Here is a 22,243-nt window from a genome sequence, read left to right on the forward strand (position 1 = left end):
CGCCGCTTGTTGCAACGCAAGATGAATCGCAAAACTTTGGTTGGTGATCTCGACTCTGTGGCTGTTCGGTCACAGCAGCGGCGTCGACAAGTCCCCGAATTTGGCGAACTTTTCGTCCGAATACGCCCCAGGGGCGACATCTTCAGGAGGGTGGTCTGCGACCCTTGGCAGGGAACAAAAAATGTTAACCACGCCTTTTCCCGTCACGTTAAGCGCGGGCATCCAGTCTTGTCTGGATGTTGGAGACAGGCATGGCCACGGCGACCGAGACCTTTGCAGGCAAGCAGAGCGTAAAGACGCAAGCCATGGCGCGCGGGTCCAATGCGACACGCGTTTCTCTCCGGTCGCCCTTGATCGCCTATGTCGCCGCCCTGGGACTGTCGAGCGTGGTTTGGGCCGGTCTGGCTCGACTGCTGATAGGCTAGACGCCCGGGAGCTTCGCTCCTTGAGGGCGCCGCTGCCGACGTCGTGTCAGAGGCGCTCCACGCACATCGCCACGCCCATGCCGCCGCCGATGCACAGGGTGGCCAGACCCTTCTTGCCGCCCGAACGCTTCAGCTCATGCAGCAGGGTGGTCAGGATGCGAGCGCCCGAGGCGCCGATGGGGTGGCCGATGGCGATGGCGCCGCCGTTGACGTTCACCTTGGCGGTGTCGAGGCCCAGTTCCTTGACCACGCACAGGGCCTGAGCGGCGAAGGCTTCGTTGGATTCGATCAGGTCCAGATCGGCGACGGTCCATCCGGCCTTTTCCAGCGCCTTCTTCGAGGCCGGGATCGGGCCGGTGCCCATGATCGCCGGATCGACGCCCGCCGTGGCCCATGAGGCGATGCGGGCCAAGGGCTCAAGCCCGCGCGCCTTGGCCTCATCGGCCGACATCAGCACCAGGGCGGCGGCGCCGTCATTGATGCCCGAGGCGTTGGCGGCGGTGACCGAGCCCTCTTTCGTGAAGGCGGGACGCAGCTTCTCCATCGCCTCGATGGTCGCGCCGTGGCGGATATATTCGTCCTTGTCGACGACGGTGTCGCCCTTCTTGCCGGGGATGACGACCGGGACGATCTCAGCATCGAACTTGCCGGCCTTCTGGGCGGCCTCGGCCTTGTTCTGGCTGGCGACGGCGAAGGCGTCCTGGGCCGCGCGGGTGATCTCCCACCTGTCGGCGATGTTCTCGGCGGTCTGGCCCATGTGATAGCCGTGGAAGGCGTCGATCAGGCCATCCTTCAGCATGGTGTCGGCCAGCTCGATCGCGCCCATCTTCTGGCCGCCGCGCAGGTATTGGGCGTGGGGCGCCAGGCTCATGTTCTCCTGACCGCCTGCAACCACGATCTTTGCGTCGCCCTGAACGATCTGCTGATAGCCAAGCGCCACCGCGCGCAGGCCCGAGCCGCACAGCTGGTTCAGGCTCCAGGCCGGGGTCTCGTTGGGCAGGCCCGCGCCGATCGAGGCCTGGCGCGCGGGGCCCTGGCCGGCTCCGGCCTGCAACACCTGACCCAGGATCACTTCATCGACATCTGCAGCGGCGACGCCGGCGCGCTCCAGAGCCGCCTTGATGGCGATCTCGCCCAGTTTCGAGGCCGGCACGCCGGACAGGCCGCCGAGGAAGGAGCCGACCGGGGTGCGGGCGGCGGAGACGATGACGACATCAGAGGCAGCGGTGGTCATGATATTCACTCGGCGCTGAAATATAGGCGTTGCGCTTTTGCCGCATTCGCGCGCCGTCGTCACGCCTCTTCGCAAGATTCAGCAGATGGTGACCACGCGCCTCCATATTGTCGGGAACGAACTCAACGGTCGTCGGCTTGATGGAGCCATGGTGATGCGTCTGCGTAATCTGTTTGTCCACGTCTGCACGCCGGACGCCCTGGACATGATCGATCACTACCAGACCCGCGCAGAGCGGCTGGCCGATCTCTATGTGCATCTGGTCGGCCTGGTGCTGGCGGCGGTGGGCGGCGGGGTGCTGGCGACCCTGTCGGCGGTCTATGGCGGGCCGAGCACGGCCATCGCCACAGCCATCTACGCCCTGTGCCTGGTGGCGATGCTGGCGATCTCGACCATCTATAATTACACCAACCCCTGCGCCGCCCGCCCCGTTTTGCGGCGGATGGACGAGGCGGCGATCTTCCTGATGATCGCCGGCAGCTACACCCCCTTCACGACCCAGAGGTTCGAGGGGGCCTGGGCCATCGGCTTCACCCTGACGGTCTGGGCCATCGCCTTTGCGGGCGTCATGGCCAAGATGGTCGCGCCCCGGATTTCCGATGCCTTCTGGAGCGGGGTCTATGTCGTCTTCGGCTGGCTGGCCGTGCTGGCGCTGAAGCCGATGATGGAGACCGTCCATCCCGTGGCCCTGGGTCTGCTGGTGCTGGGCGGGCTGATCTACACCGCAGGCGTCTTCGTCTTCATTCGCCCCAAGGTCCCGTATCGCCGGGCGATCTGGCACGGTTTCGTCGTCGCCGGGGCCGGGGTCCACTGGGTGGCGATCCTGGTCGGAGTGGTCCTGGCGCCCGTCGCGGCGACGGGCTGAACGGCCAGATCAAGCCGGCGGAGCGGAATCAACCTCTGGCGGTTCTCTTCGCAGTGCGGAATACTGCATTTGCACAGTGAGCGAGGACAGGCGTGGCCGACGACAAGACTCAAGCGGGCAATCAGGGCGGAAAGACCAAGGCGGGCGACGTCGTGGTCATCAAGAAATACGCCAACAGGCGGCTCTACAATACCTCGACCAGCGCCTATGTGACGCTTGAAGACCTGGCGCGCATGGTGCGCGAGGGCATCGATTTCGTGGTGTTCGACGCCAAGTCGAACGAGGAACTGACCCGTCAGATCCTGACCCAGATCATCTTCGAAGAGGAAAGTCGCGGCGAGGCCCTGTTGCCCGTCCAATTCCTGCGTCAGCTGATCGGCTTCTACGGCGGCCAGATGCAGGGCGTCCTGCCCGGATATCTGGAAATGTCGCTGGAAAGCTTCTCGCGCCAGCAGGAACAGTACCGGGCGCAGGTGGCCAAGGCCTTCAGCGGCGGCGCCACCGGCAACCTGATGGAGGAGGCGGTCAAACAGAACATGGCCATCTTCCAGAACGCCATGAAGATGTTCGCCCCCGCCTATGGCCGTCCTGCCGATGCGCCGGCCGAGCCCGAGGCTGCGCCGACTCAGCCCACCGCCGATCCCCTGGCCGATGTTCGCCGCCAGATGGAAGAGATGCGGGCCCAGTTGGACAAGCTGGCCGGATCGAAAACGCCGTGACGGAGGGCGTTCGCCCCGTCAGCGCCGTTCGCTCGCGTGATCGCCGCGCCGCCGAACGACGCACGGCCGAACGCCGCGAAGAGCAGGCCGCCCAGAACAAGACCGCCAGCACCTCACGCGACCTGGTGCCTGCAGGCGAGGTCGTCGACCATCCCGAGGCAGGCGATCACGACCCTGCAACCTCTGCCGCCCGGACACGAAAAGCCCGGTCGGCCGCGACCGGCGCCGCCGCCTTCGCCGCCCAGGTGCTGGGCCAGGGGGGGCAGAGGAACGGCATCCGGGGCGGCCCGCCGGTGATGGACGCCGCCCGCGCCACCTATCTGGGGGCGCAATATTCGGGCGAAGAGGAACGCCGCCCGCCCAGCGGAACGACCAAGCGCACCGAGGTCTGATCCGCGTCTTCGCCTGACGCACGAAAACTGGCGCGACCCTTGCAGGACGGGGGACATCTGTTCCCTTCGTGGTCCTGTCGCGATGTCATTCCTGCTGATCCCCGCCGCCCGCCTGTTCGACGTCTGCGTCGTCGCCGTGATCTTCGCCGCCCTGCTGTAGAGGCTGCGATCTGACTGCGACGCTGGCGCCCCCTCCCGCTCGGGGCTGACAGCGACTATCTGCGGTGCATGACCGATCTGTCTCCCCGCGAAATCGTTTCCGAACTCGACCGCTTCATCGTGGGCCAGCACGACGCCAAGCGCGCCGTCGCCGTGGCCCTGAGGAACCGCTGGCGGCGCAAGCGCGTGCCCGCCGACCTGCGCGACGAGGTGACGCCCAAGAACATCCTGATGATCGGCCCGACCGGCGTCGGCAAGACCGAGATCGCCCGGCGGCTGGCCCGCCTGGCCGGATCGCCCTTCCTCAAGGTCGAGGCGACCAAGTTCACCGAGGTCGGCTATGTCGGCCGCGACGTGGACCAGATCATGCGCGACCTGGTCGAGGCGGCCCTTTTGATGGTGCGCGAGCAGAAACGCACGGGCGTGCGGGCCAAGGCCGAGGCCGCCGCCGAGGAGCGGATTCTCGACGCCCTAGTCGGCCCAGGCTCCGGCCCCGCGACGCGTGACAGTTTCCGCAAGAAACTGCGCGCCGGCGAGATGGACGACAAGGAAATCCAGATCGACCTGGCCGACAACGCCTCGCCCCTGGGCGGTCTCGACATGGGGCAGGGCGGCGGCAACGTCGGCCTGATCAACCTGTCGGACATGCTGGGCAAGATCGGCGGCCGCACCAGGTCGGTCAAGACCACCGTCAAGGACGCCGTCGCGCCCCTGACCGCCGAGGAAAGCGACAAGCTGCTGGATCAGGACAGTCTGACCCGCGAGGCCGTCGAACTGGCCGAACAGGAGGGGATCGTCTTCCTCGACGAGATCGACAAGGTGGCGGGCCGCCAGGACAAGGGCGGCGCCGATGTGAGCCGCGAAGGCGTGCAGCGCGACCTGCTGCCCCTGATCGAGGGCACGACCGTCTCGACCAAGTATGGGCCGGTGAAGACCGACCATGTGCTGTTCATCGCCTCGGGCGCCTTCCACGTCGCCAAGCCAAGCGACCTGCTGCCCGAGCTTCAGGGGCGATTGCCGATCCGGGTCGAGCTGAAGGCCCTGACCCGCGACGACTTCGTGCGCATCCTGACCGAGCCCGAGGCCAACCTTATCCGTCAGAACCAGGCCCTGCTGGCCACCGAACAGGTGACCCTGGTCTTCACCGACGATGCGGTCGGGGCCATGGCCGATGCGGCGGTGGCGGCCAACGGCGCGGTCGAAAACATCGGCGCGCGCCGCCTGGTCACCGTCATCGAGAAGGTGCTGGAGGAAACCAGCTTCAAGGCCTCGGACCTGTCCGGCCAGACTCTGACGTTTGACGCCGATCAGGTGCGCGAGAAGGTCGGTGACCTGGCCCGCAACGCCGATCTGAGCCGGTTCATCCTGTGATTTGATCCTTCGTCATTCCGGGCGCAGCGAAAGCGGAGACCCGGAACGGAGCGGCGCGCGAGAGCGCGAAACTGTCGCACACGGCGCCGGCTGAACCATCGCCGTCGCTTCGCTGCGGCGCCGCCTTGTTCCGGGTCTGCGTCTCGCTGCGCTCGCCTTCGCCCGGAATGACGAAAGAGCGATGCCTTAAATCCAGCGTGACCTGGCCTGCAACGCCGACCTGAGCCGGTTCATCCTCTAGATCAGCGGATCAGTTCCAGGATCTCCAGCTTGGCCTCCTGCTTGGGCCAGGGGATGACCAGCCGCCAGTGGTTGGCGCCGATGCGTTCGAAGGCGCCGATCTGGTCGCGCTCCGGGTTCTGTCCGTAGCGAGGATAGTCCTTCTCGTCGCCCCAGGCCTGGGCGCCGATGAAGACCAGACGCCGGTCGGTGTCGGGATAGAGCAGCCCGCGCGACCGTTGCGAGCCCGTGCCCTTGGTCAGGATCAGGTCGCCGCCGGGCGTCAGTTCCACCGAACACTGGAAGTAGGGATAGGCCAGATAGGCCGGGCCATTCTCTCCGCGCGAGCCCAGTTTCACCGTGCGGCAGCGATAGGTTCCGGGCGCGGGCTGAAGCCGCCCCGTCTGGCCCGCATTGGGATCGACCAGGGGGCCGAGCGCCTCGACCTGGGTCGCGAACCCCTTGTCCTCGGCCTCGGCGCGGCCCAGCCGCCAGGCCTGATCCAGACGCCCCAGCGCGGCGCCGTCAGCGGCATTGGCGACCTGACGCCAGTCGGACGTCCCGCCCTGTTCGCCGTCCGCAGGCGCCGCGGGGACAGGCGCAGGGTCGACAGGCACGATGGCGGGGGTGGTCTCGGGCGGGGTGACGCCATCGGCGGCGGTGACATCGGGGTCGCTGGTAGAGGGCGCCGGGTTCTGGCCACAGGCGGCGACGGCCAGGCAGGCCGCGATCAGGGCCGAGGCGGCGACGGGGCTGGAAATAGGCATGTGAAGGCTGTCCCTTATGTGTCGGCCAGCCCACACAACGGCCCGCGACGGCCAAGGTTCAGCCGCCCTCGGCGCGGGCGGCCTTAAATCCAGCGCGATCTGTGGTATAAGGCGCGCTTCGCCGCATCAGGAACTTCCGCCCTTGAGCATCACGCTCGATCTCACGCGCTCGACCGCATCGCCCAAATCGGCGCCCGTCAACCTCGCCGGTCTGACGCGGACCGGCCTGCGCGACGCCCTGGTCGCAGGCGGGATCTGCGATGCCGGCAAGGCCAGGATGCGGGCGACCCAGATCTGGCGCTGGATCCATCACCACGGCCTGACCGACTTCGACCAGATGTCGAACATCGACAAGGCCACGCGCGCGGCCCTGTCCGACACCTTCACCCTGGCCCGCCCCGAGATCGTCGAGCGCCAGGTCTCCAAGGACGGCACCCGCAAATACCTGATCCGCACCGCCCCGGGCATCGAGGTCGAGGCGGTCTATATTCCCGACGTCGGCCGCGCCGGCGCCCTGTGCGTCTCGTCCCAGGTCGGCTGCACCCTGAACTGCACCTTCTGCCATACGGGCACGCAAAAGCTGGTCCGCAACCTGACCGCCGCCGAGATCGTGGCCCAGGTCCAGGTCTGTCGCGACGACCTTGAGGAATGGCCTTCGCCGTCCGAGGACCGCCGCCTGTCCAACATCGTCTTCATGGGCATGGGCGAGCCGCTCTACAATCTGGACGGGGTGGCCGACGCCATCGACATCATCAGTGACCCCGAGGGCATCGCCCTGTCGCGTCGCCGCATGACGGTCTCGACCAGTGGCGTGGTGCCTCAGCTAGACGCCCTGGGCACGCGGACCCAGGCCATGCTGGCCATCAGCCTGCACGCCACCAACGACGCCTTGCGCGACGTGCTGGTGCCGCTGAACAAGAAGTACAATCTCGAAGCCCTGATGGCCGGCATCCGCGCCTATCCGGGCCTGTCCAACGCGCGCCGGGTGACGTTCGAATACGTCATGCTGAAGGGCGTCAACGACAGCCCCGCCGAGGCCCGCGAACTGGTCAAGCTGATCGACGGCATCCCGGCCAAGGTGAACCTGATCCCGTTCAACCCCTGGCCCGGCACCGACTACGAGTGCTCGGACTGGAAGACCATCGAGGTCTTCGCCGCCATCCTCAACAAGGCCGGTTTCGCCAGCCCCATCCGGACACCGCGCGGTCGCGACATCCTCGCCGCCTGCGGCCAGCTGAAGTCCGAGAGCGAAAAGCTGCGGGCGTCGGCGGTCAGGAAGGCGGAGCAGGCGGCGGCCGAGGCGGCTTAGAGGTCTGGCCATCACGCCGTTAGCGGCGTTGTCATCATCGTGCTATGAGCGCCGCCCCATATGGAGCGGGGCTTGCAGCCCGGTTTTCTCGACAGTTTCAGGAGTGCGTAGAATGAGCAGGGTGCTGGTTATCGGTGCGGGCGGCGTGGGTTCCGTCGCGGTCCACAAGATGGCGATGAACGCCGACATCTTTTCGCATATCACCCTGGCGTCGCGGACCAAGTCCAAGTGCGACGCCATCGCCGCCTCAGTGAAGGCGCGCTTTGGCGTGAGCATCGACACGGCGGCGATCGACGCCGACGACGTGGCGGCGACCACGTCCCTGATCAATCAGGTCAAGCCCGCGCTGGTCGTCAACCTGGCCCTCCCGTACCAGGATCTGAACATCATGGACGCCTGTCTGGCGGCCGGTGTGAACTATCTCGACACCGCCAACTACGAGCCGCGCGACGAGGCCAAGTTCGAATACAAGTGGCAGTGGGCCTATCAGGAGCGCTTCGAGAAGGCCGGCCTGATGGCTCTGCTGGGCTCGGGTTTCGACCCCGGCGTGACCTCGGTCTTCGCCACCTATACCAAGAAGCACCTGCTGGACCGGATCGACACGCTCGACATCCTGGACTGCAACGGCGGCGACACGGGTCTGCCCTTCGCCACCAACTTCAATCCCGAGATCAACCTGCGTGAAGTGACGGCGCCGTCGCGTCACTGGGAAAACGGTCAGTGGATCGAAGGCCCGGCCCTGAGCCACAAGCAGGCCTTCGAGTTCGAGGGCGTGGGCCAGAAGAACATGTACCTCATGTATCATGAGGAGCTGGAGTCACTTGCCAAATTCTATCCGGAAATCAAGCGTATCCGCTTCTGGATGACCTTCGGCGACAGCTACCTGAAGCACCTGGAGGTGCTGGAAAACATCGGCATGACCTCGATCGAGCCGATGCAATTCCAAGGCCGCGAGATCATCCCGATCGAGTTCCTGAAGGCCCTGCTGCCCGAGCCGTCTTCGCTGGGTCCGCTGACCAAGGGCAAGACCAACATCGGCACCATCGCCACGGGCGAAAAGGACGGCGTGGCCAAGACGGTCTACGTCAACAACATCTGCGACCACGAAGAGGCCTATGCCGAAACGGGCAACCAGGCCGTCAGCTACACCACTGGCGTCCCCGCCATGATCGGCGCGGCCCTGATGCTGACCGGCGCCTGGAAGGGCGCGGGCGTGTTCAACATGGAGCAGCTCGACCCCGATCCCTTCATGGACTTGCTGAACAAGCACGGCCTGCCGTGGAAGGTTCAGGACCTGGACGCGCCGCTGGCCTTCTGATGGCGATGCAGACCCAGGCCGGCGATCCCGGCGCCTTTGCGCATTTCGACCTGAACCGCGTCTCGTCGCCCGCTTTCGTGGTCGACGAGATGGCGGTGAGGCGCAACCTGGCCGTCCTGAAGGATGTCGGGACGCGCGGCGGGGCGCGGGTGTTGCTTGCGCTCAAGGCGTTTTCGATGTGGTCGCTGGCCGATGTGGTCGGCGAGTATCTCGACGGCGTCTGCGCGTCCGGCCTGTGGGAGGCGCGGCTGGCGCGCGAGTTCTATCGCGGCGAGCTGACCACCTATTCGCCCGCCTACAAGGCGCAGGACCTGCCCGAGATCCTGCGGCTGTCGGACCATGTGATCTTCAACTCGCCGGACCAGATCGCGCGTTTCGCCGACATCATCGCCGATGCCCGCGCGCAGGGTCAGGTGTTCGAGATCGGCCTGCGTCTGAACCCCGAACATTCCGAGGGCGCGGTCGCCAAATACGATCCGGCCCAGCCCTGTTCACGCTTGGGCTTTCCGTTGTCGCAGCTGACGCCCGAGCATATGCGCGGGATCGACGGCCTGCATATCCACGCCCTGTGCGAACAGGATTTCGCCCCCCTGTCGCGCATCTGGGCGGCGGTGGAGCCCAAGCTGGCGCCCCTGCTGGGCGGGGTGAAATGGCTCAACCTGGGCGGCGGCCACCATGTGACCCGCGCCGACTATCAGATCGACGATCTGGTCGCCTTCCTGCAGGACATCCAGCAGCGCCACGGCGTCCAGGCCTATCTGGAACCGGGCGAGGCGGTGGCGCTGGACGCCGGCATCCTGATCGGCGAGGTGCTGGAAACCTTCGACAACGGCATGGCCATCGGCATCACCGACATCTCGGCGACCTGTCACATGCCGGATGTGATCGAGGCTCCCTATCGCCCGGCCCTGCTGGGCGAGCAGCAAGACGGCGTGACCATGCGTCTGGGCGGCCCATCCTGCCTGGCCGGCGACATCATCGGCGATTATGTCTTCGCCGAACGCCCGGTCGTGGGAACGCGCATCGCCTTCCTGGACCAAGCCCACTATTCTATGGTGAAGACCAACACCTTCAACGGCGTGCCGCTTCCTGCCATCGCCCTGTGGAACTCGCAGACGGATGCTCTGACGATGGTGCGCGAGTTTGACTATTCCGAGTTCCGCGACAGGCTGTCGTAGGCAGCAATCCTCCCCCATCGGGGAAGGTGGCGCGGCGCGCCTTCGCGACGTGACGGAGGGGGCTCACCCCGGACGCCGCGTTCGCTTTAGGCCCCCTCCACCGCTTCGCGGTCCCCCTCCCCCGGTGGGGGAGGATTGTCGGCCTCAGCTCCGGTAATCCCCGTTGATCTCGATGTAGCCCTTGGTCAGGTCGCAAGTCCAAACCGTTGCGGACGCCCGGCCCGAGCCCACGTCGACGGTGATGTCGATCTCGGCGTTCTTCATATAGGCCGTCATCTTGGCCTCGTCGTAGTCGGGGGCCGGGGCGCCGTCCATGGCGGCCTGGTGCGCGCCGAACTTGATGGCGAGGCGGTCGCGGTCGACGGCCTCCTCGGTCTTGCCCACGGCCATGACGACGCGGCCCCAGTTGGCGTCCTGACCGGCGATGGCGGTCTTGACCAGGGGGCTGTCGGCGATGGACTTGGCCAGCTTGCGGGCCGAGGCGGGGCTGGCCGCGCCGTCCACCGTCACCTTGACGAACTTGGTCGCGCCCTCGCCGTCGCGGACCAACTGGTGGGCCAGGTCGAGCATGACCTTGTCGAGCGCGGCGGAGAAATCCTTCAGCCTGCGGTCGCCGACCCGGCCGATGCGCGGGGCTCCGCTCGTGCCCGTGGCGAAGATCAGACAGGTGTCGTTGGTCGAGGTGTCGCCGTCCACCGTCACCGAGTTGAAGGTGGTGCGGACGTGCAGGCCCAGCAGGGCGCGCAGGACGCTGGGGTGGATGTCGGCGTCGGTGACGATGAAGCCCAGCATGGTGGCCATGTCGGGCGCGATCATGCCCGAACCCTTGGCGATGCCGGCGATGCGGACGGTGTGACCCTCGATCTGGGTCTCGACATAGGACCCTTTGGGGAAGGTGTCGGTCGTCATGATGCCGCGCGCGGCGCCGGCCCAGTTGTCGGGATCCAGCCGCGTCTCGACGGCGGGCAGTACGGCGGCGATCTTGTGGTCGTCCAGAACGACGCCGATCACCCCGGTCGAGGCCAGCATCACGTCGCGTTGACGGCAGCCGAAGCGCTTTGCGACCTCGGAGGCGGTGCGGCGTGCGGCGTCGGCGCCCGCCTTGCCGGTGAAGGCGTTGGCGCAACCGGCATTGACCACCAGGGCGCGCACGTCCTTGCCGCCGTCGTCGGCGTCGAGATGGCGCTTGCACCAGTCGACGGGGGCCGAGCCGACCTTGTGCTTGGTGAAGACGCCGGCGCAGGTCGTGCCCTTGGCGAAGCGGAACACCACCAGGTCGTCGCGCTGATGTTTGTAAAAGCCGGCGCGGCCGGTCGCGATCTCGACCCCGCCGATGGGCGGGATGGTCGGGAAGGGCACGGCCAGGGGAGAGATGGCCAGGCCCGGCTTGCCGGGAGCGGCCGGGGCTGCCGGCTGGGTCGCTCGCTTAATCGCCGTCGCGAGCGGGTCCAGCGCCTTTTCGATGGCGTGTTCGATCTTCTGGCCCGTGGAGGCGCGGGGCTTTGGCGGCGTCTGGCTCATGACTTGTTCGCAATAGGGGAGGCGGTCGGGACGGCTGTCGGCCCGGCGGGGGGTGTCGGCGTTCCGGTCGAGGGCGCGCTGACGGGAGGCGCGCTGGCGGGCGGGGCGGAATCCGGCTCCTGGCCGCCGGTCTGGCCGGACAGCAGCACCTCGACCTTGGCCTTGCCGCGCAGCTGCTCCAGCAGTTGGCGCACGCCTTCATATGTCAGGTAGCGGACGATCTGGGGGCGGGCCTGGTCCAGGGTCGGCGGGCTTTCCTTGCGGCGATCCTCGACCCGCAGCACGGCCCAGCCGCCTTCGGTCTGGAACGGACCGACGGTCGAACCGGCAGGCGCGTCACGCAGGGCGTTGGCATAGGCCTGGGGCATGACGTCGGTGGTGGAATAGCCCAGGTCGCCGCCCGAGAACCGCGTGGCCTCGTCGATGGAGCGTTCCTGGGCCACCGCGTTGAAGTTCACACCCTGGGCCAGAATGCCGATCACGGCATCGGCCTCGGCCTTGGTCCGCGACAGGATCAGGCGAATGCGGATTTCTTCGGAGGTACGGGCGAGGCGAAGCTGTTCCTGATACAGGGTCTGCACCGCCTGGTCGGAAATCGCGCCGTTGACGACGTTCTCGACCAGCATATCGCCCAGGATCCGTTCCTGGGTCGCCTTCAGCCGCCGTTGGGCCAGGGCCGAGTTGTCCAGGCCGCGGCGCTCTGCCTCGCGGGCCAGCAGTTTCTGGTCCACGACCTCGTCCAGAACGCGCCGGAACAGGTCCGAGGTGACGTCCAGGGGCTCGCCCTCGCCAACGAGACCTTGCGCCACCGCCTCCCGCTTGACGTCCGAGGCCCAGATGGTCTGGTCCTGAACCTTGGCCACGGCCCGATCGCCGGGTTCGGGCGGACGGTCGTCGCCGCCCCCGCGCCCACAGGCCGCGACAGCCAGAACACTCGCGAAAACAAGGATCAAAAGGGGGTGGCGCGAAAGACGCTGTGGCGTTTTTTCGATAGACATGGGGCTGCTCCGTCCCAGGCCGAAAGGCCCCTCGCGTTGACAGGGGTAGGGTCGGTGCTTAAGTCCCGGCTGCGCCCAAGTCGAGGGATTTTCGATCGTTCGCGCGGCCTGTCGCTGCGCCTTATCGGGCGCGCGAGGCCGTCGTCGGTCCGGGCCCCTCGCGCGGCGCTGTCGCCGCCTCTTCCTCGATACGTCGCCGGGTCTGTTCCCGAGGCGTTACGGGGGACCTGTTCAGAGCCTTCAGACGCTCGACCGCCTTCGGATACTTCATGCTCGGCTTCGCCAAGAAACTTTTCGGTTCTTCCAACGATCGCAAGGTCAAGGACTTCCTGGGCCGGGTTGAGAAGATCACCGCCCTGGAGCCCAAGTTCGCCGCCCTGAGCGATGACGAGCTACGGATGATGACGGATGCCTTCCGTGACCGCCTTGCCGCTGGCGAGACGAGCGACAAGATCCTGAACGAAGCCTTCGCCGTTGCGCGTGAGGCCTCCAAGCGCGTGCTGGGCCAGCGTCAGTACGACGTGCAGCTGGCCGGGGGCATGATCCTGAACGAGGGCGGCATCGCGGAGATGCGGACCGGCGAGGGCAAGACCCTGGTCGCCATCGCCCCCGCCTATCTGAACGCCCTGTCGGGCAAGGGCGTCCACGTCATCACCGTCAACGACTATCTGGCCCGGCGCGACGCCGAGTGGATGGGGCGTGTCTATCGCTTCCTGGGCATGGAGGTCGGCGTCATCGTCAACGGCCTGTCGTCGGGACAGCGCCAGGCGGCCTATGCGGCCGACATCACCTACGGCACCAACAACGAGTTCGGCTTCGACTATCTGCGCGACAACCTGGTCTATGACCGGGCCGAGATGGTGCAGCGTCCGCACCACTTCGCCATCGTCGATGAAGTCGATTCCATCCTGATCGACGAGGCGCGCACGCCCCTGATCATCTCGGGGCCCACCGAGGACCGCTCGGACCTCTACAAGATCGTCGACGGCATCGTGAAGACGCTGATCCTCGACACCTCGACCTATGACCTCGACGAGAAGCAGAAACAGGCCCTGCTGACCGAAGAGGGCTCCGAGAAGATCGAGCAGCTGCTGGAAGACGGCGGGCATTTCGCCGAAGACACGACGGGTCTGTACGACGCGGCCAACGTCAGCCTGGTGCACCACGTCAACCAGGCCCTGCGCGCCAACACCCTGTACGCCAAGGACAAGGACTACATCATCAAGGGCGGCGAGATCGTCCTGATCGACGAGTTCACGGGTCGGATGATGACCGGACGCCGCTTGTCCGAAGGCCTGCACCAGGCCATCGAGGCCAAGGAGGGCGTGCAGATCATGCCCGAGAACCAGACCCTGGCCTCGGTTACGATCCAGAACTATTTCCGCCTCTACGAAAAGCTCTCGGGCATGACCGGCACGGCCGCGACCGAGGCCCAGGAGTTCATGGACATCTACAAGATGGACGTGCTGGAGGTGCCGACCAACCGCCCGGTCCAGCGCATCGACTATGACGACGAGGTCTATCGCACCGAGCGCGAGAAGAACCTGGCCATCGCGCGTCAGATCGCCGACTGCCGCGAGCGCGGCCAGCCCATCCTGGTCGGCACGGTGTCGATCGAGAAGTCGGAACAGCTGTCCGCAGCGCTCGACACCTATGAGCACAAGGTCGAGGTGTCGCGCACCCTGAAGCCCGAGTTCGCCGGCAAGGCCAAGGAAGCCGAGAAGATCGGCGACGCAGCCTATGACATCGTCTGGGAAACCAAGTTCGTCGGCATCCCCCACTCGGTCCTGAACGCGCGCCAGCACGAACAGGAAGCCTTCATCGTCGCCGACGCCGGTCTGCCGGGCGCGGTGACCATCGCCACCAACATGGCCGGCCGCGGCACCGACATCCAGTTGGGCGGCAACCTCGAGATGCGTCTCGAGAAATACCGCCTCGACCAGCGCAATCTGGCCATCGAGGTCACGCCCGAGATGCTGGCGGCCGAAGAGGCCCGTCTGAAGGCCGACATCGCCGTTCAGAAGCAGATCGCCCTGGAAGCCGGCGGCCTGTTCGTCCTGGGCACCGAGCGTCACGAAAGCCGCCGGATCGACAACCAGCTGCGCGGCCGGACGGGCCGTCAGGGCGACCCCGGCACGTCGAAATTCTTCCTCTGCTGCGAGGACGACCTGCTGCGCATCTTCGCCGGCGACCGCCTGGACGCCATCATGCGCCAGTTCGGCGTCGCCGAGGGCGAGGCCATTTCGCACCCCTGGCTGAACCGCGCCGTTGAGACCGCCCAGAAGCGCGTCGAGACCCGCAACTACGACATCCGCAAGAACCTGCTGAAATACGACGACGTCGTGAACGACCAGCGCAAGGCCGTGTTCGAGCAGCGCCAGGAGTTCATGGACTCGCAGGACCTGTCCGAACTGGTTGGCGAGTTCCGCCAGGATGTGGTCACCGACCTGGTCGACCGCTTCATGCCGCCCAAGGCCTATGCCGAACAGTGGGACATCGACGGCCTAGACGAGAAGGTGAAGTCCACCCTGGGTCTGGAACTGCCGCTGCACGACTGGGCCGCCGAGGAAGGCGTGTCCAACGAAGAGGTCGAGGAACGCCTCCAGGCCGCCGCCGCCGCCCGTGCCGAGGAACGCCTGCAGCTGATCGGCGAAGGCCAGACGCGCGGCCTCGAGAAACAGTTCCTGATGCAGCAGATCGACATGAGCTGGCGCGAGCACCTGGTCCATCTGGACCACCTGCGCGGCGTCATCGGCCTGCGCGGCTATGGCCAGCGCGATCCGCTGAACGAGTACAAGACCGAGGCCTTCTCGCTGTTCGAGACCCTGCTGCACGAGCTGCGCCACAATGTGACGCGCTGGCTGATGACGGTGGAGTTCCGCTTCGAACAGCCGCCGCAGATGGAGATGCCCGAGTTCCGGGAAATCCACCTGAACCCCGGCACCGGCGAGAACCAGATGCTGGACGCGGGCGCCCAGAACCCCGAGGGGCAATACACCGGCGACGACCGCTCGCGCCTGCCGGTTGAACTGCTGCCCGTCGGCTGGGAACGCACCTCGCGCAACGCCGACTGCCCCTGCGGTTCGGGCCGCAAGTTCAAGCACTGCCACGGCAGCCTGATTTAAGGGGCGCTTCGCCCTAGGCCTCCTGGCTGGTCCCGCGCCGGGATCGTGCTAATCTGTGTGCGACTAGGAGCGCCCCATGGGTAAGCACGAGACGATCACGGCCGAGATTTCGGACGACGCCTATGCTGATGTTCAGGCGGCTGTGGCGGCCGGCGAGTTCTCTGACGTCAACCAGGCGATCAGCGAAATCGTCAGTGACTGGGTCGCCGTTCGCCGCGCCGACGCGCCGGAGTTTCTGGCCTATGCCAAGGCCAGGATCGAGGAATCACGCGCCGATCCCCGCCCGAGTCTTCCGGCAGAGGAGGCCTTCGCCGCGCTCCGTTCCCGTTATTCGGATCCTGTGTGAGGGTCGAATTGTCGGCGAAGGCTGTCGAGGATATCGGCCAGATCGGCGACTACATCGCCATCGATAACCGCGCAGCCGCGAAACGTTATGTCGAAGAGATCGAGAGACGATGCCGGAATCTGCGGCGGATGCCAGAACGATTTCCAATTGCTTTCAGCCTGACGCCCCCTGTCCGGCAGCGCGTCTTGGGCCGGCATTACATCTTCTATTCGGTCCGTCGCGATTACGTTCTCATTGAGCGTGTGCTTGACTCGGCTCGAGATATCTCAAGCACAATGTTTTCCCGATAGGCGTCGCCTTGTCCCACAAGCCCCTCTTCTCCCGCGCTCTCGACCTCGATCCCGAGCGGCTGCATTTTGCGGCGCACAGCCATCACCTGTGGCCCGACGCCTCTTTCGAGGGGCAGTCGAAATGCTGGGAGGATGCGAACCGGCGCGCGGACCGCAAATGGGACCTGGTCTTCGGCGAGGTGATCCCCCAGGCCCAGGCGAACGTCGCCGCCGAGCTGAACCTGCCCGATCCCGCGACGGTGGTGTTCGCGCCCAATACCCATGACCTGCTTGTCCGCATCGTCTCGGGCGTCGAACGGCGGCCGGTCCGCATCCTGACCTCGGACGGCGAGTTCCATTCCTTCCGTCGTCAGGCCGAGCGCTGGGAAGAGGCGGGCGAGGTCGTCGTCACCCGTGTGCCTCTGGCGCCGTTCGACACCTTCGACGCCCGGTTCGTGGCGGCGGCGAAGGGCGGCGGGCATGACCTGATCCTGGTCAGCCAGGTCTTCTTCAAGACCGGCCAGACGTTTGGCCGGATCGCCGATCTGGCCGATCTGGCGCGGTCGGAAGGGCCCTGGGTGGTGGTCGACGGCTATCACGGCTTCATGGCCGCGCCGACCGATCTGTCGGCTGTCGCGGACCGGATCTTCTATGTCGCCGGGGGCTATAAATACGCCATGAGCGGCGAGGGCGCGGCCTTCCTGCACGCGCCACCGGGCTTTTGTCCGCGCCCGGTCGTGACCGGCTGGTATGCCGAGTTCGGCGACCTGACCGGGCCGCCGGGCGGGGTCCAGTACCGCGAGGATGCAGGACGTTTCTGGGGCGCGACCTTCGACGTCTCGGGGCTTTATCGCTTCAACCGCGTGCGGGCGATGCTGGCTGGCGCGGGCCTGACGACGGCGGACGTGTCGGCTCAGGTGCGCAGGCTTCAGGTGCGGTTCTCGCAGGCCCTGGCGGCGGGCGAATGCGGCGCCCTGGCCCAGGCCGAGGTGCTGAACCCACTGGCGGGGGACGGACCGCGCGCGCGGTTCTTGGCCCTGAGACACCCCGAGGCTCAGGCCTGGTGCGCGGCGCTGTTGGCCCAGAACATCGTCACGGACGTGCGCGACGACACCTTGCGGTTCGGCTTTGGCCTCTATCAGGACGAGGCCGACCTGGAACGGTTGATCGCCGCCTGTGGGCGACTGTTCAAAGTCTAGCCAGACGCGCTTCCCCTAGAAAAAGGTCGAGTCGTCCTGCTGCTGAGCGCGGGGCGGTTGAGGCCCCTTTGGCGCCGGCGGTGTAGGGGCGGGCCTAGGCGTTGGGCGCGCGCTGGGCGTCGTCGGGCGGGCCTGCGGGGCTGTCTGTCCGGGCGAAGTTTGCGGAGCCGTCTGGCCGTTCGGGATGGGCGGCAGGTTGGGATAGGGCAGGCTGGGGTCCAGCGGAGCTAGCGGCGCGGGCGGCGTCAGCACCTCGGGCTGGGCCTCGAGAGGCGCGTCGGCGCCGATCGCGTCGGGCGCGCCGATGTCGTCGCGGATGAAGGTCCAGGAGCGACGGTCGGTGCAGGCGCAGGCCTTCATGAAGCCCTCGCGGTCGCGCCAGATGATTAGCGGATAGCCTGCCTTGACCCCTGCGTCGCCCATCAGGTCGCCGATGCGGGTCTGGAACTGGCGACCGGCGTCGACCACGGCGCTGCGGGCCAGGTTGCCGTCGGCGGCCGGGATGCCGGCTGCGGTCCAGTTGGCGGTCGGGGTGGCGGCCCAGCGCTCGTACAGGGACCAGTCGCGTGTCAGCCACAGCTCAGCCAGGGTGGCGCGCTCGGCGGGGGTGGACAGGGCCTGCCCCTCGCGGTCGGCGCGGGCGAACATCACGACACGGACCTCGACGCCCCCGGCGCGCAGCTTGGGGGCCTCTTCCAGCAAATAGGCGGTGGTCAGGGGGCTGTCGCGATAGCCGATGACATAGAGGGGATCGCCCCCGCCGCCGGGCGAGACCCAGGACGCCTCGTCCAGCAAGCGCTGGATATCGGCCTGGCCGCGGTTGACGACGACCGGCTGAAAGCGGGCGTAGAAGTGGTCGTAGGCCCAGTAGCCCGAGATGGCCAAGACCAGGCCGATCGCGGCCGCGAGGGCGGACCAGATCAGAAATCGACGCATACGAAGAGGGACTCCAGCTTCAGCATTGGATCATCTTAACGCCTATCATCGTTTTGGGTCGCCCGAACACCGGCCGCGCGAACCATGGGGTTAACGCCGGGTCCTGGCGGCAACAGGGGCGGGCCTTCCGATGAGGCGCGCGATCCCCATATCGGGGCCATGACAATCCTCTCCATCCTCGATCTCGCGCCGGTGCCAGAAGGCTCGGACGTCTCCCAGGCCCTGGCCAACACCATTGATCTGGCGCGCACGGCCGAGCGGCTGGGCTTCAACCGCTACTGGCTGGCCGAGCATCACAACATGGCCGGCATCGCCTCGGCGGCGACCTCGGTGGTGATCGGGGCGGTGGCGGCGGCGACCAAGACCATCCGCGTCGGGGCGGGCGGCGTCATGCTGCCCAACCATGCGCCCCTGGTCATCGCCGAGCAGTTCGGCACTCTGAACGCCCTGTATCCCGGGCGCATCGACCTGGGCCTGGGCCGGGCGCCCGGCTCGGATCAGGCGACGGCGCGGGCCCTGCGCCGCACGCTTCAGGGCGATCTAGACAGCTTCCCGCAGGACGTGATGGAGCTGATCCACTGGTTCGCCCCGGCCAGCGAGGATCAGCGCATCCGCGCCAATCCGGGGGAGGGGCAGGACATCCCGATCTGGATCCTGGGGTCGTCGACCTTTGGCGCCCAGCTGGCTGCCCATCTGGGCCTGCCCTACGCCTTCGCCAGCCATTTCGCGCCGTCTGAGATGATGAGCGCCATCCGGGTCTATCGCGACACGTTCAAGCCGTCCGAGCGACTGGCCCAGCCCTATGTGATGCTGGGCTACAATGTCTTCGCCGCCGACACGGATGAAGAGGCCAAGCTGCTGTTCAGCTCGGTGCAGCAGGCCTTTGTCAATCTGAGAACTGGCCAGCCGGGCAAGCTGCCCCGGCCCGTCGCGGGTTACGAGGCCAGTCTGGACCCCGTTGCACGCGGCATGATCGCACAGGCTCTGTCCTGTTCGGCGGTCGGGTCGGGTGAGACGGTGCGGCGGTCGCTGGACGCCTTCGTCGCGGCGACAGGGGCCGACGAACTGATGGTCACCAGCCAGATCTGGGACCCGGCGGCGCGCAAACGCTCGCTGGAGATCCTGGCCGAGGTCGGAATGTCGGACAGGCTGGCCGCCTAGAGAGAGGCCTCGCCGGCAGCCGGATACGAAAAGTCATCGGCTCGGTCCAACCTTTGCCGTCGTGCTGCGTTACCTGATGCAGGGGACGGGGAAAGACACGACAATGGAGAGCCCATGGCGCCCAACGCCGGAACCGCGCTGCTGACTGCGCCCCCTGTTCGACTGGACCGGCCTGCGCTGTTTCTGGACATGGATGGGGTGCTAGCGCCCTTTGCACCCACGCCTGAGGCGGTCGTCCCCCTGGCGCGACGCACGGCGGTTCTGCGCCTGCTGGACCAGAGGCTGGACGGGCGCATGGCCATCGTCAGTGGACGGTCCCTGTCCGAGATCGACCGGATCAGCGATTCCTCGGCGCGCTCGGCGTCTGGGGTGCACGGACTTGAACGCCGTCGTCGTGATGGCTCCCTGCAGTCGGCGCCGGCCGCGCCCGGCGTTCGGGCGGCGGTCGCCGCCTTTGACGCCTTCGCCGCCGACCGGCCGGGCGTGATCGTCGAGGACAAGGGCGTCTCCGCCGGACTGCATTTCCGCCAGGCGCCCGACGCCGAGGTCGAGGCCACGGCCCTGGCCCAACGTCTGATCGCAGAGACCGGCCTGACGCTTCAGGCGGGCGACATGGTTCTGGAACTCAAGACGCCGGGCGCAACCAAGGGTACGGCTGTCGCCGCCTTCATGGCAGAGCCGCCCTTCGCCGGGGCGACCCCCATCATGCTGGGCGACGACCTGACCGACGAGGACGGGTTCCGCGCCGCTGCGGCCCTGGGCGGGTTCGGGGTTCTGGTCGGGCCGCCGCGCGAGACGGCGGCCCGCTGGCGGCTGGAGAATGTCGACGCGGTCCTCGACTGGCTGGAAGCCGTCGCGGACGCCCAGAAACAGGATGCCGACGCATGAGCGATCCTTTGTCGACCAAGCCGACGCTGGACCTGGCCCCCATCGGCAACTGCGCCATCAGCGCTCTGATCGACCGGCGCGGTCGGTTCGTCTGGGCCTGCGCGCCGCGCGTGGATGGCGACCCGGTCTTTTCTGCGCTGATGGACGGCGAGGAGCCCGACCACGGCTTCTGGTCCATCGAACTGGAGGGGCTGAAACACATCAGCCAGGCCTATATCCGCAACACCCCGGTGCTGCGGACCGTGCTGACGGCCGAGGACGGGGCGGCGGTCGAGATCATCGACTTCGCGCCGCGTCACGCCAAGCATTCGCGCACCTATCGCCCCCTGGCCTTCGGGCGGATCGTGCGTCCGCTGGAGGGCTCGCCTCGGATCACGGTGCGCCTGCGCCCCTCGGCGGACTGGGGCGCGCGCCGGGCCGAGACCACCAATGGCTCAAACCACATCCGCTATCTGTGCACGGATGTGACCCTGAGGCTGACGACCAACTGCCCAGTGTCGCATGTGCTGGACGAGCGGACATTCCGGCTGGAAAACGCCATGGCCTTCTTCCTGGGGCCGGACGAGGGCTATGATCAGGAGGTCGGCGCCGGCGTCGCCGCCACCCTGGATCGCACCGTCGCCTATTGGAAGGACTGGGTCCGCACCCTCTATATCCCCCTGGATTATCAGGAGGCGGTGATCCGCTCGGCGATCACCCTGAAGCTCTGCGCCTATGAGGAAACCGGCGCCATCGTCGCGGCCATGACCACCTCGGTGCCCGAGTTCCCCGAGAGCGGCCGCAACTGGGACTATCGCTACTGCTGGGTCCGAGACGCCTATTACACCGTGCGGGCGCTGAACCGGCTGGGCGCGGTGGACATCCTGGAGAACTACCTCGTCTATCTGAGGAACCTGGTCGATCAGTCGGCGGGCGGTCACGTCCAGCCCGTCTATGGCGTGGGTCTGGAAGAGGATATCGACGAGCGGATCGTCACGTCGGTCAAGGGCTATCGCGGCATGGAGCCGGTGCGCGTCGGCAATCAGGCGCGCGAGCACCTCCAGCACGACGTGTACGGACAGATCGTCCTGCCGCTGGTGCAGAGCTTCTATGACGACCGGCTGCTGCGGCCCGGCACCATCGACGACTTCTATTCGCTGGAGAAGGTCGGAGAGCGGGCCTTCGCCATGCACGACCAGACCGACGCCGGCCTGTGGGAGTTCCGCACCATCGCGCGGGTCCACACCTATTCGTCGGTGATGTGCTGGGCCGCCTGCGACCGGCTGGCCAAGGCCGCAGATCATCTGGGGCTGGACAGCCGGGCCGAGGTCTGGCGCGACCGGGCCAAGGCTATCCGCGAGCGGATCGAGGCTGAGACCTTCATGCCCGACAAGGGCCATTTCGCCGCCAGTTTCGGCGGGACCGAGCTGGATGCGTCCCTGCTGCAACTGGTCGACCTGGGCTTCCTTGATCCCCAGGACCCGCGTCAGGTCGCCACCTTCGACGCCATCGAGCGCGATCTGAAGAAGGGGCCGTATCTGTTCCGCTACGTCGAGCCCGACGATTTCGGCGAACCGGAGACGGCGTTCAACTTCTGCACCTTCTGGTTCATCGAGGCCCTGCACCTGAACGGCCGAACGGACGAGGCCCGCGAGATCTTCGAGAACATGCTGTCGCAACGCACCCATGCAGGCCTGTTGAGCGAGGACCTTTCGCTGGGCGACAACGAGCTCTGGGGCAACTATCCGCAGACCTATTCGCTGGTCGGGATCATCAACTGTGCGGTCCTGCTCAGCCGGTCATGGACGGACGTTCGGTGAATCGCGCCTGAAATCAGTCCTGTTTGCGTCAAGGCCCGCCCCAAT

Annotated in this window: 20 protein-coding genes; 15 read left to right on the forward strand and 5 right to left on the reverse strand. The window is 66.8% G+C overall.

Annotated elements, in window-relative coordinates; all coding sequences use genetic code 11:
• Positions 1-251 precede the first annotated feature (251 nt).
• Positions 252-425 carry a hypothetical protein gene (locus ACO05L_RS03825; protein WP_421730846.1) on the forward strand — a complete coding sequence of 58 codons (174 nt, stop codon included), beginning with the start codon at positions 252-254 and terminating at the stop codon, positions 423-425.
• Positions 426-471: 46 nt separating this feature from the next.
• On the opposite strand, the gene ACO05L_RS03830 is transcribed toward ACO05L_RS03825, so the two are convergent.
• On the reverse strand, positions 472-1,659 hold the full coding sequence (locus tag ACO05L_RS03830; RefSeq protein ID WP_421730847.1) for an acetyl-CoA C-acetyltransferase: 1,188 nt from the start codon (positions 1,657-1,659) through the stop codon (positions 472-474).
• A 154-nt stretch (positions 1,660-1,813) separates the two neighbouring features.
• Between ACO05L_RS03830 and trhA the strand changes: the two genes are divergently transcribed.
• The 4 genes from trhA (at position 1,814) to hslU (ending at position 5,165) form a co-directional block, all read left to right on the forward strand.
• Complete coding sequence (gene trhA / locus ACO05L_RS03835; protein ID WP_421730848.1) at positions 1,814-2,524, forward strand: PAQR family membrane homeostasis protein TrhA; 711 nt, start codon at positions 1,814-1,816, stop codon at positions 2,522-2,524.
• A 92-nt stretch (positions 2,525-2,616) separates the two neighbouring features.
• Positions 2,617-3,243, forward strand: coding sequence for a polyhydroxyalkanoate synthesis repressor PhaR (phaR, locus tag ACO05L_RS03840; RefSeq protein WP_421730849.1), 627 nt, complete (start codon positions 2,617-2,619; stop codon positions 3,241-3,243).
• Complete coding sequence (locus tag ACO05L_RS03845; RefSeq protein WP_421730850.1) at positions 3,240-3,635, forward strand: hypothetical protein; 396 nt, start codon at positions 3,240-3,242, stop codon at positions 3,633-3,635. The genes phaR and ACO05L_RS03845 overlap by 4 nt, the downstream gene beginning before the upstream one ends.
• Before the next feature lie 228 nt (positions 3,636-3,863).
• Positions 3,864-5,165 (forward strand): ATP-dependent protease ATPase subunit HslU, encoded by a 1,302-nt coding sequence (gene hslU / locus ACO05L_RS03850; RefSeq protein ID WP_421730851.1) that lies wholly within the window; start codon positions 3,864-3,866, stop codon positions 5,163-5,165.
• A gap of 242 nt (positions 5,166-5,407) precedes the next feature.
• On the opposite strand, the gene ACO05L_RS03855 is transcribed toward hslU, so the two are convergent.
• Complete coding sequence (locus ACO05L_RS03855; RefSeq protein WP_421730852.1) at positions 5,408-6,151, reverse strand: DUF4893 domain-containing protein; 744 nt, start codon at positions 6,149-6,151, stop codon at positions 5,408-5,410.
• A gap of 142 nt (positions 6,152-6,293) precedes the next feature.
• Between ACO05L_RS03855 and rlmN the strand changes: the two genes are divergently transcribed.
• The 3 genes from rlmN (at position 6,294) to ACO05L_RS03870 (ending at position 9,956) form a co-directional block, all read left to right on the forward strand.
• Positions 6,294-7,460 (forward strand): 23S rRNA (adenine(2503)-C(2))-methyltransferase RlmN, encoded by a 1,167-nt coding sequence (gene rlmN, locus ACO05L_RS03860; RefSeq protein WP_421730853.1) that lies wholly within the window; start codon positions 6,294-6,296, stop codon positions 7,458-7,460.
• Between the two features lie 112 nt (positions 7,461-7,572).
• Positions 7,573-8,778 carry a saccharopine dehydrogenase C-terminal domain-containing protein gene (locus ACO05L_RS03865; protein ID WP_421730854.1) on the forward strand — a complete coding sequence of 402 codons (1,206 nt, stop codon included), beginning with the start codon at positions 7,573-7,575 and terminating at the stop codon, positions 8,776-8,778.
• Complete coding sequence (locus tag ACO05L_RS03870) at positions 8,778-9,956, forward strand: carboxynorspermidine decarboxylase (RefSeq protein ID WP_421730855.1); 1,179 nt, start codon at positions 8,778-8,780, stop codon at positions 9,954-9,956. Before ACO05L_RS03865 ends, ACO05L_RS03870 begins: the two co-directional genes overlap by 1 nt.
• Positions 9,957-10,100: 144 nt before the next feature.
• On the opposite strand, the gene argJ is transcribed toward ACO05L_RS03870, so the two are convergent.
• Together argJ and ACO05L_RS03880 are read right to left on the reverse strand one after the other, a co-directional pair.
• A complete protein-coding gene (gene argJ / locus ACO05L_RS03875; protein ID WP_421730856.1) occupies positions 10,101-11,477 on the reverse strand; it encodes a bifunctional glutamate N-acetyltransferase/amino-acid acetyltransferase ArgJ in 1,377 nt (458 codons plus the stop codon).
• Positions 11,474-12,475: a foldase protein PrsA gene (locus ACO05L_RS03880; protein ID WP_421730857.1), complete on the reverse strand. Its 1,002-nt coding sequence runs from the start codon at positions 12,473-12,475 to the stop codon at positions 11,474-11,476. The genes argJ and ACO05L_RS03880 overlap by 4 nt, the downstream gene beginning before the upstream one ends.
• A gap of 269 nt (positions 12,476-12,744) precedes the next feature.
• Between ACO05L_RS03880 and secA the strand changes: the two genes are divergently transcribed.
• The 4 genes from secA to ACO05L_RS03900 all read left to right on the forward strand — a co-directional run bounded on the left by secA (position 12,745) and on the right by ACO05L_RS03900 (position 17,414).
• The gene (gene secA, locus ACO05L_RS03885; RefSeq protein ID WP_421730858.1) at positions 12,745-15,600 is read left to right on the forward strand and encodes a preprotein translocase subunit SecA; all 2,856 of its coding nucleotides are present in this window, start codon (positions 12,745-12,747) and stop codon (positions 15,598-15,600) included.
• 76 nt (positions 15,601-15,676) lie between these two features.
• Positions 15,677-15,946, forward strand: coding sequence for a hypothetical protein (locus ACO05L_RS03890; RefSeq protein ID WP_421730859.1), 270 nt, complete (start codon positions 15,677-15,679; stop codon positions 15,944-15,946).
• Positions 15,943-16,236, forward strand: coding sequence for a type II toxin-antitoxin system RelE/ParE family toxin (locus ACO05L_RS03895; protein WP_421730860.1), 294 nt, complete (start codon positions 15,943-15,945; stop codon positions 16,234-16,236). The genes ACO05L_RS03890 and ACO05L_RS03895 overlap by 4 nt, the downstream gene beginning before the upstream one ends.
• Positions 16,237-16,244: 8 nt before the next feature.
• Complete coding sequence (locus ACO05L_RS03900; protein WP_421730861.1) at positions 16,245-17,414, forward strand: aminotransferase class V-fold PLP-dependent enzyme; 1,170 nt, start codon at positions 16,245-16,247, stop codon at positions 17,412-17,414.
• A 15-nt stretch (positions 17,415-17,429) separates the two neighbouring features.
• On the opposite strand, the gene ACO05L_RS03905 is transcribed toward ACO05L_RS03900, so the two are convergent.
• Entirely contained in the window at positions 17,430-18,350 is a 921-nt protein-coding gene (locus tag ACO05L_RS03905; protein ID WP_421730862.1) for a hypothetical protein, read from the reverse strand.
• A gap of 159 nt (positions 18,351-18,509) precedes the next feature.
• Here ACO05L_RS03905 and ACO05L_RS03910 point away from each other — a divergent pair, with 159 nt between their 5' ends.
• From ACO05L_RS03910 to ACO05L_RS03920, 3 genes are all read left to right on the forward strand, one after another.
• Positions 18,510-19,511: an LLM class flavin-dependent oxidoreductase gene (locus ACO05L_RS03910; RefSeq protein WP_421730863.1), complete on the forward strand. Its 1,002-nt coding sequence runs from the start codon at positions 18,510-18,512 to the stop codon at positions 19,509-19,511.
• Positions 19,512-19,625: 114 nt separating this feature from the next.
• Entirely contained in the window at positions 19,626-20,399 is a 774-nt protein-coding gene (otsB, locus tag ACO05L_RS03915; protein ID WP_421730864.1) for a trehalose-phosphatase, read from the forward strand.
• Positions 20,396-22,198: a glycoside hydrolase family 15 protein gene (locus ACO05L_RS03920; RefSeq protein ID WP_421730865.1), complete on the forward strand. Its 1,803-nt coding sequence runs from the start codon at positions 20,396-20,398 to the stop codon at positions 22,196-22,198. The genes otsB and ACO05L_RS03920 overlap by 4 nt, the downstream gene beginning before the upstream one ends.
• Positions 22,199-22,243 lie beyond the last annotated feature (45 nt).

It is taken from the genome of Brevundimonas sp. (assembly GCF_965227765.1).
Lineage (GTDB): Bacteria > Pseudomonadota > Alphaproteobacteria > Caulobacterales > Caulobacteraceae > Brevundimonas.

What these genes read in the sequence shown, in the direction of transcription:
- ACO05L_RS03825 (WP_421730846.1), top strand. Translation starts at nt 252, where the DNA reads ATGGCCACGGCGACCGAGACCTTTGCAGGCAAGCAGAGCGTAAAGACG.
- ACO05L_RS03830 (WP_421730847.1), bottom strand. Translation starts at nt 1,659, where the DNA reads ATGACCACCGCTGCCTCTGATGTCGTCATCGTCTCCGCCGCCCGCACC.
- trhA (WP_421730848.1), top strand. Translation starts at nt 1,814, where the DNA reads ATGCGTCTGCGTAATCTGTTTGTCCACGTCTGCACGCCGGACGCCCTG.
- hslU (WP_421730851.1), top strand. Translation starts at nt 3,864, where the DNA reads ATGACCGATCTGTCTCCCCGCGAAATCGTTTCCGAACTCGACCGCTTC.
- ACO05L_RS03855 (WP_421730852.1), bottom strand. Translation starts at nt 6,151, where the DNA reads ATGCCTATTTCCAGCCCCGTCGCCGCCTCGGCCCTGATCGCGGCCTGC.
- ACO05L_RS03865 (WP_421730854.1), top strand. Translation starts at nt 7,573, where the DNA reads ATGAGCAGGGTGCTGGTTATCGGTGCGGGCGGCGTGGGTTCCGTCGCG.
- ACO05L_RS03870 (WP_421730855.1), top strand. Translation starts at nt 8,778, where the DNA reads ATGGCGATGCAGACCCAGGCCGGCGATCCCGGCGCCTTTGCGCATTTC.
- argJ (WP_421730856.1), bottom strand. Translation starts at nt 11,477, where the DNA reads ATGAGCCAGACGCCGCCAAAGCCCCGCGCCTCCACGGGCCAGAAGATC.
- ACO05L_RS03880 (WP_421730857.1), bottom strand. Translation starts at nt 12,475, where the DNA reads ATGTCTATCGAAAAAACGCCACAGCGTCTTTCGCGCCACCCCCTTTTG.
- secA (WP_421730858.1), top strand. Translation starts at nt 12,745, where the DNA reads ATGCTCGGCTTCGCCAAGAAACTTTTCGGTTCTTCCAACGATCGCAAG.
- ACO05L_RS03890 (WP_421730859.1), top strand. Translation starts at nt 15,677, where the DNA reads ATGGGTAAGCACGAGACGATCACGGCCGAGATTTCGGACGACGCCTAT.
- ACO05L_RS03905 (WP_421730862.1), bottom strand. Translation starts at nt 18,350, where the DNA reads ATGCGTCGATTTCTGATCTGGTCCGCCCTCGCGGCCGCGATCGGCCTG.
- ACO05L_RS03910 (WP_421730863.1), top strand. Translation starts at nt 18,510, where the DNA reads ATGACAATCCTCTCCATCCTCGATCTCGCGCCGGTGCCAGAAGGCTCG.
- otsB (WP_421730864.1), top strand. Translation starts at nt 19,626, where the DNA reads ATGGCGCCCAACGCCGGAACCGCGCTGCTGACTGCGCCCCCTGTTCGA.
- ACO05L_RS03920 (WP_421730865.1), top strand. Translation starts at nt 20,396, where the DNA reads ATGAGCGATCCTTTGTCGACCAAGCCGACGCTGGACCTGGCCCCCATC.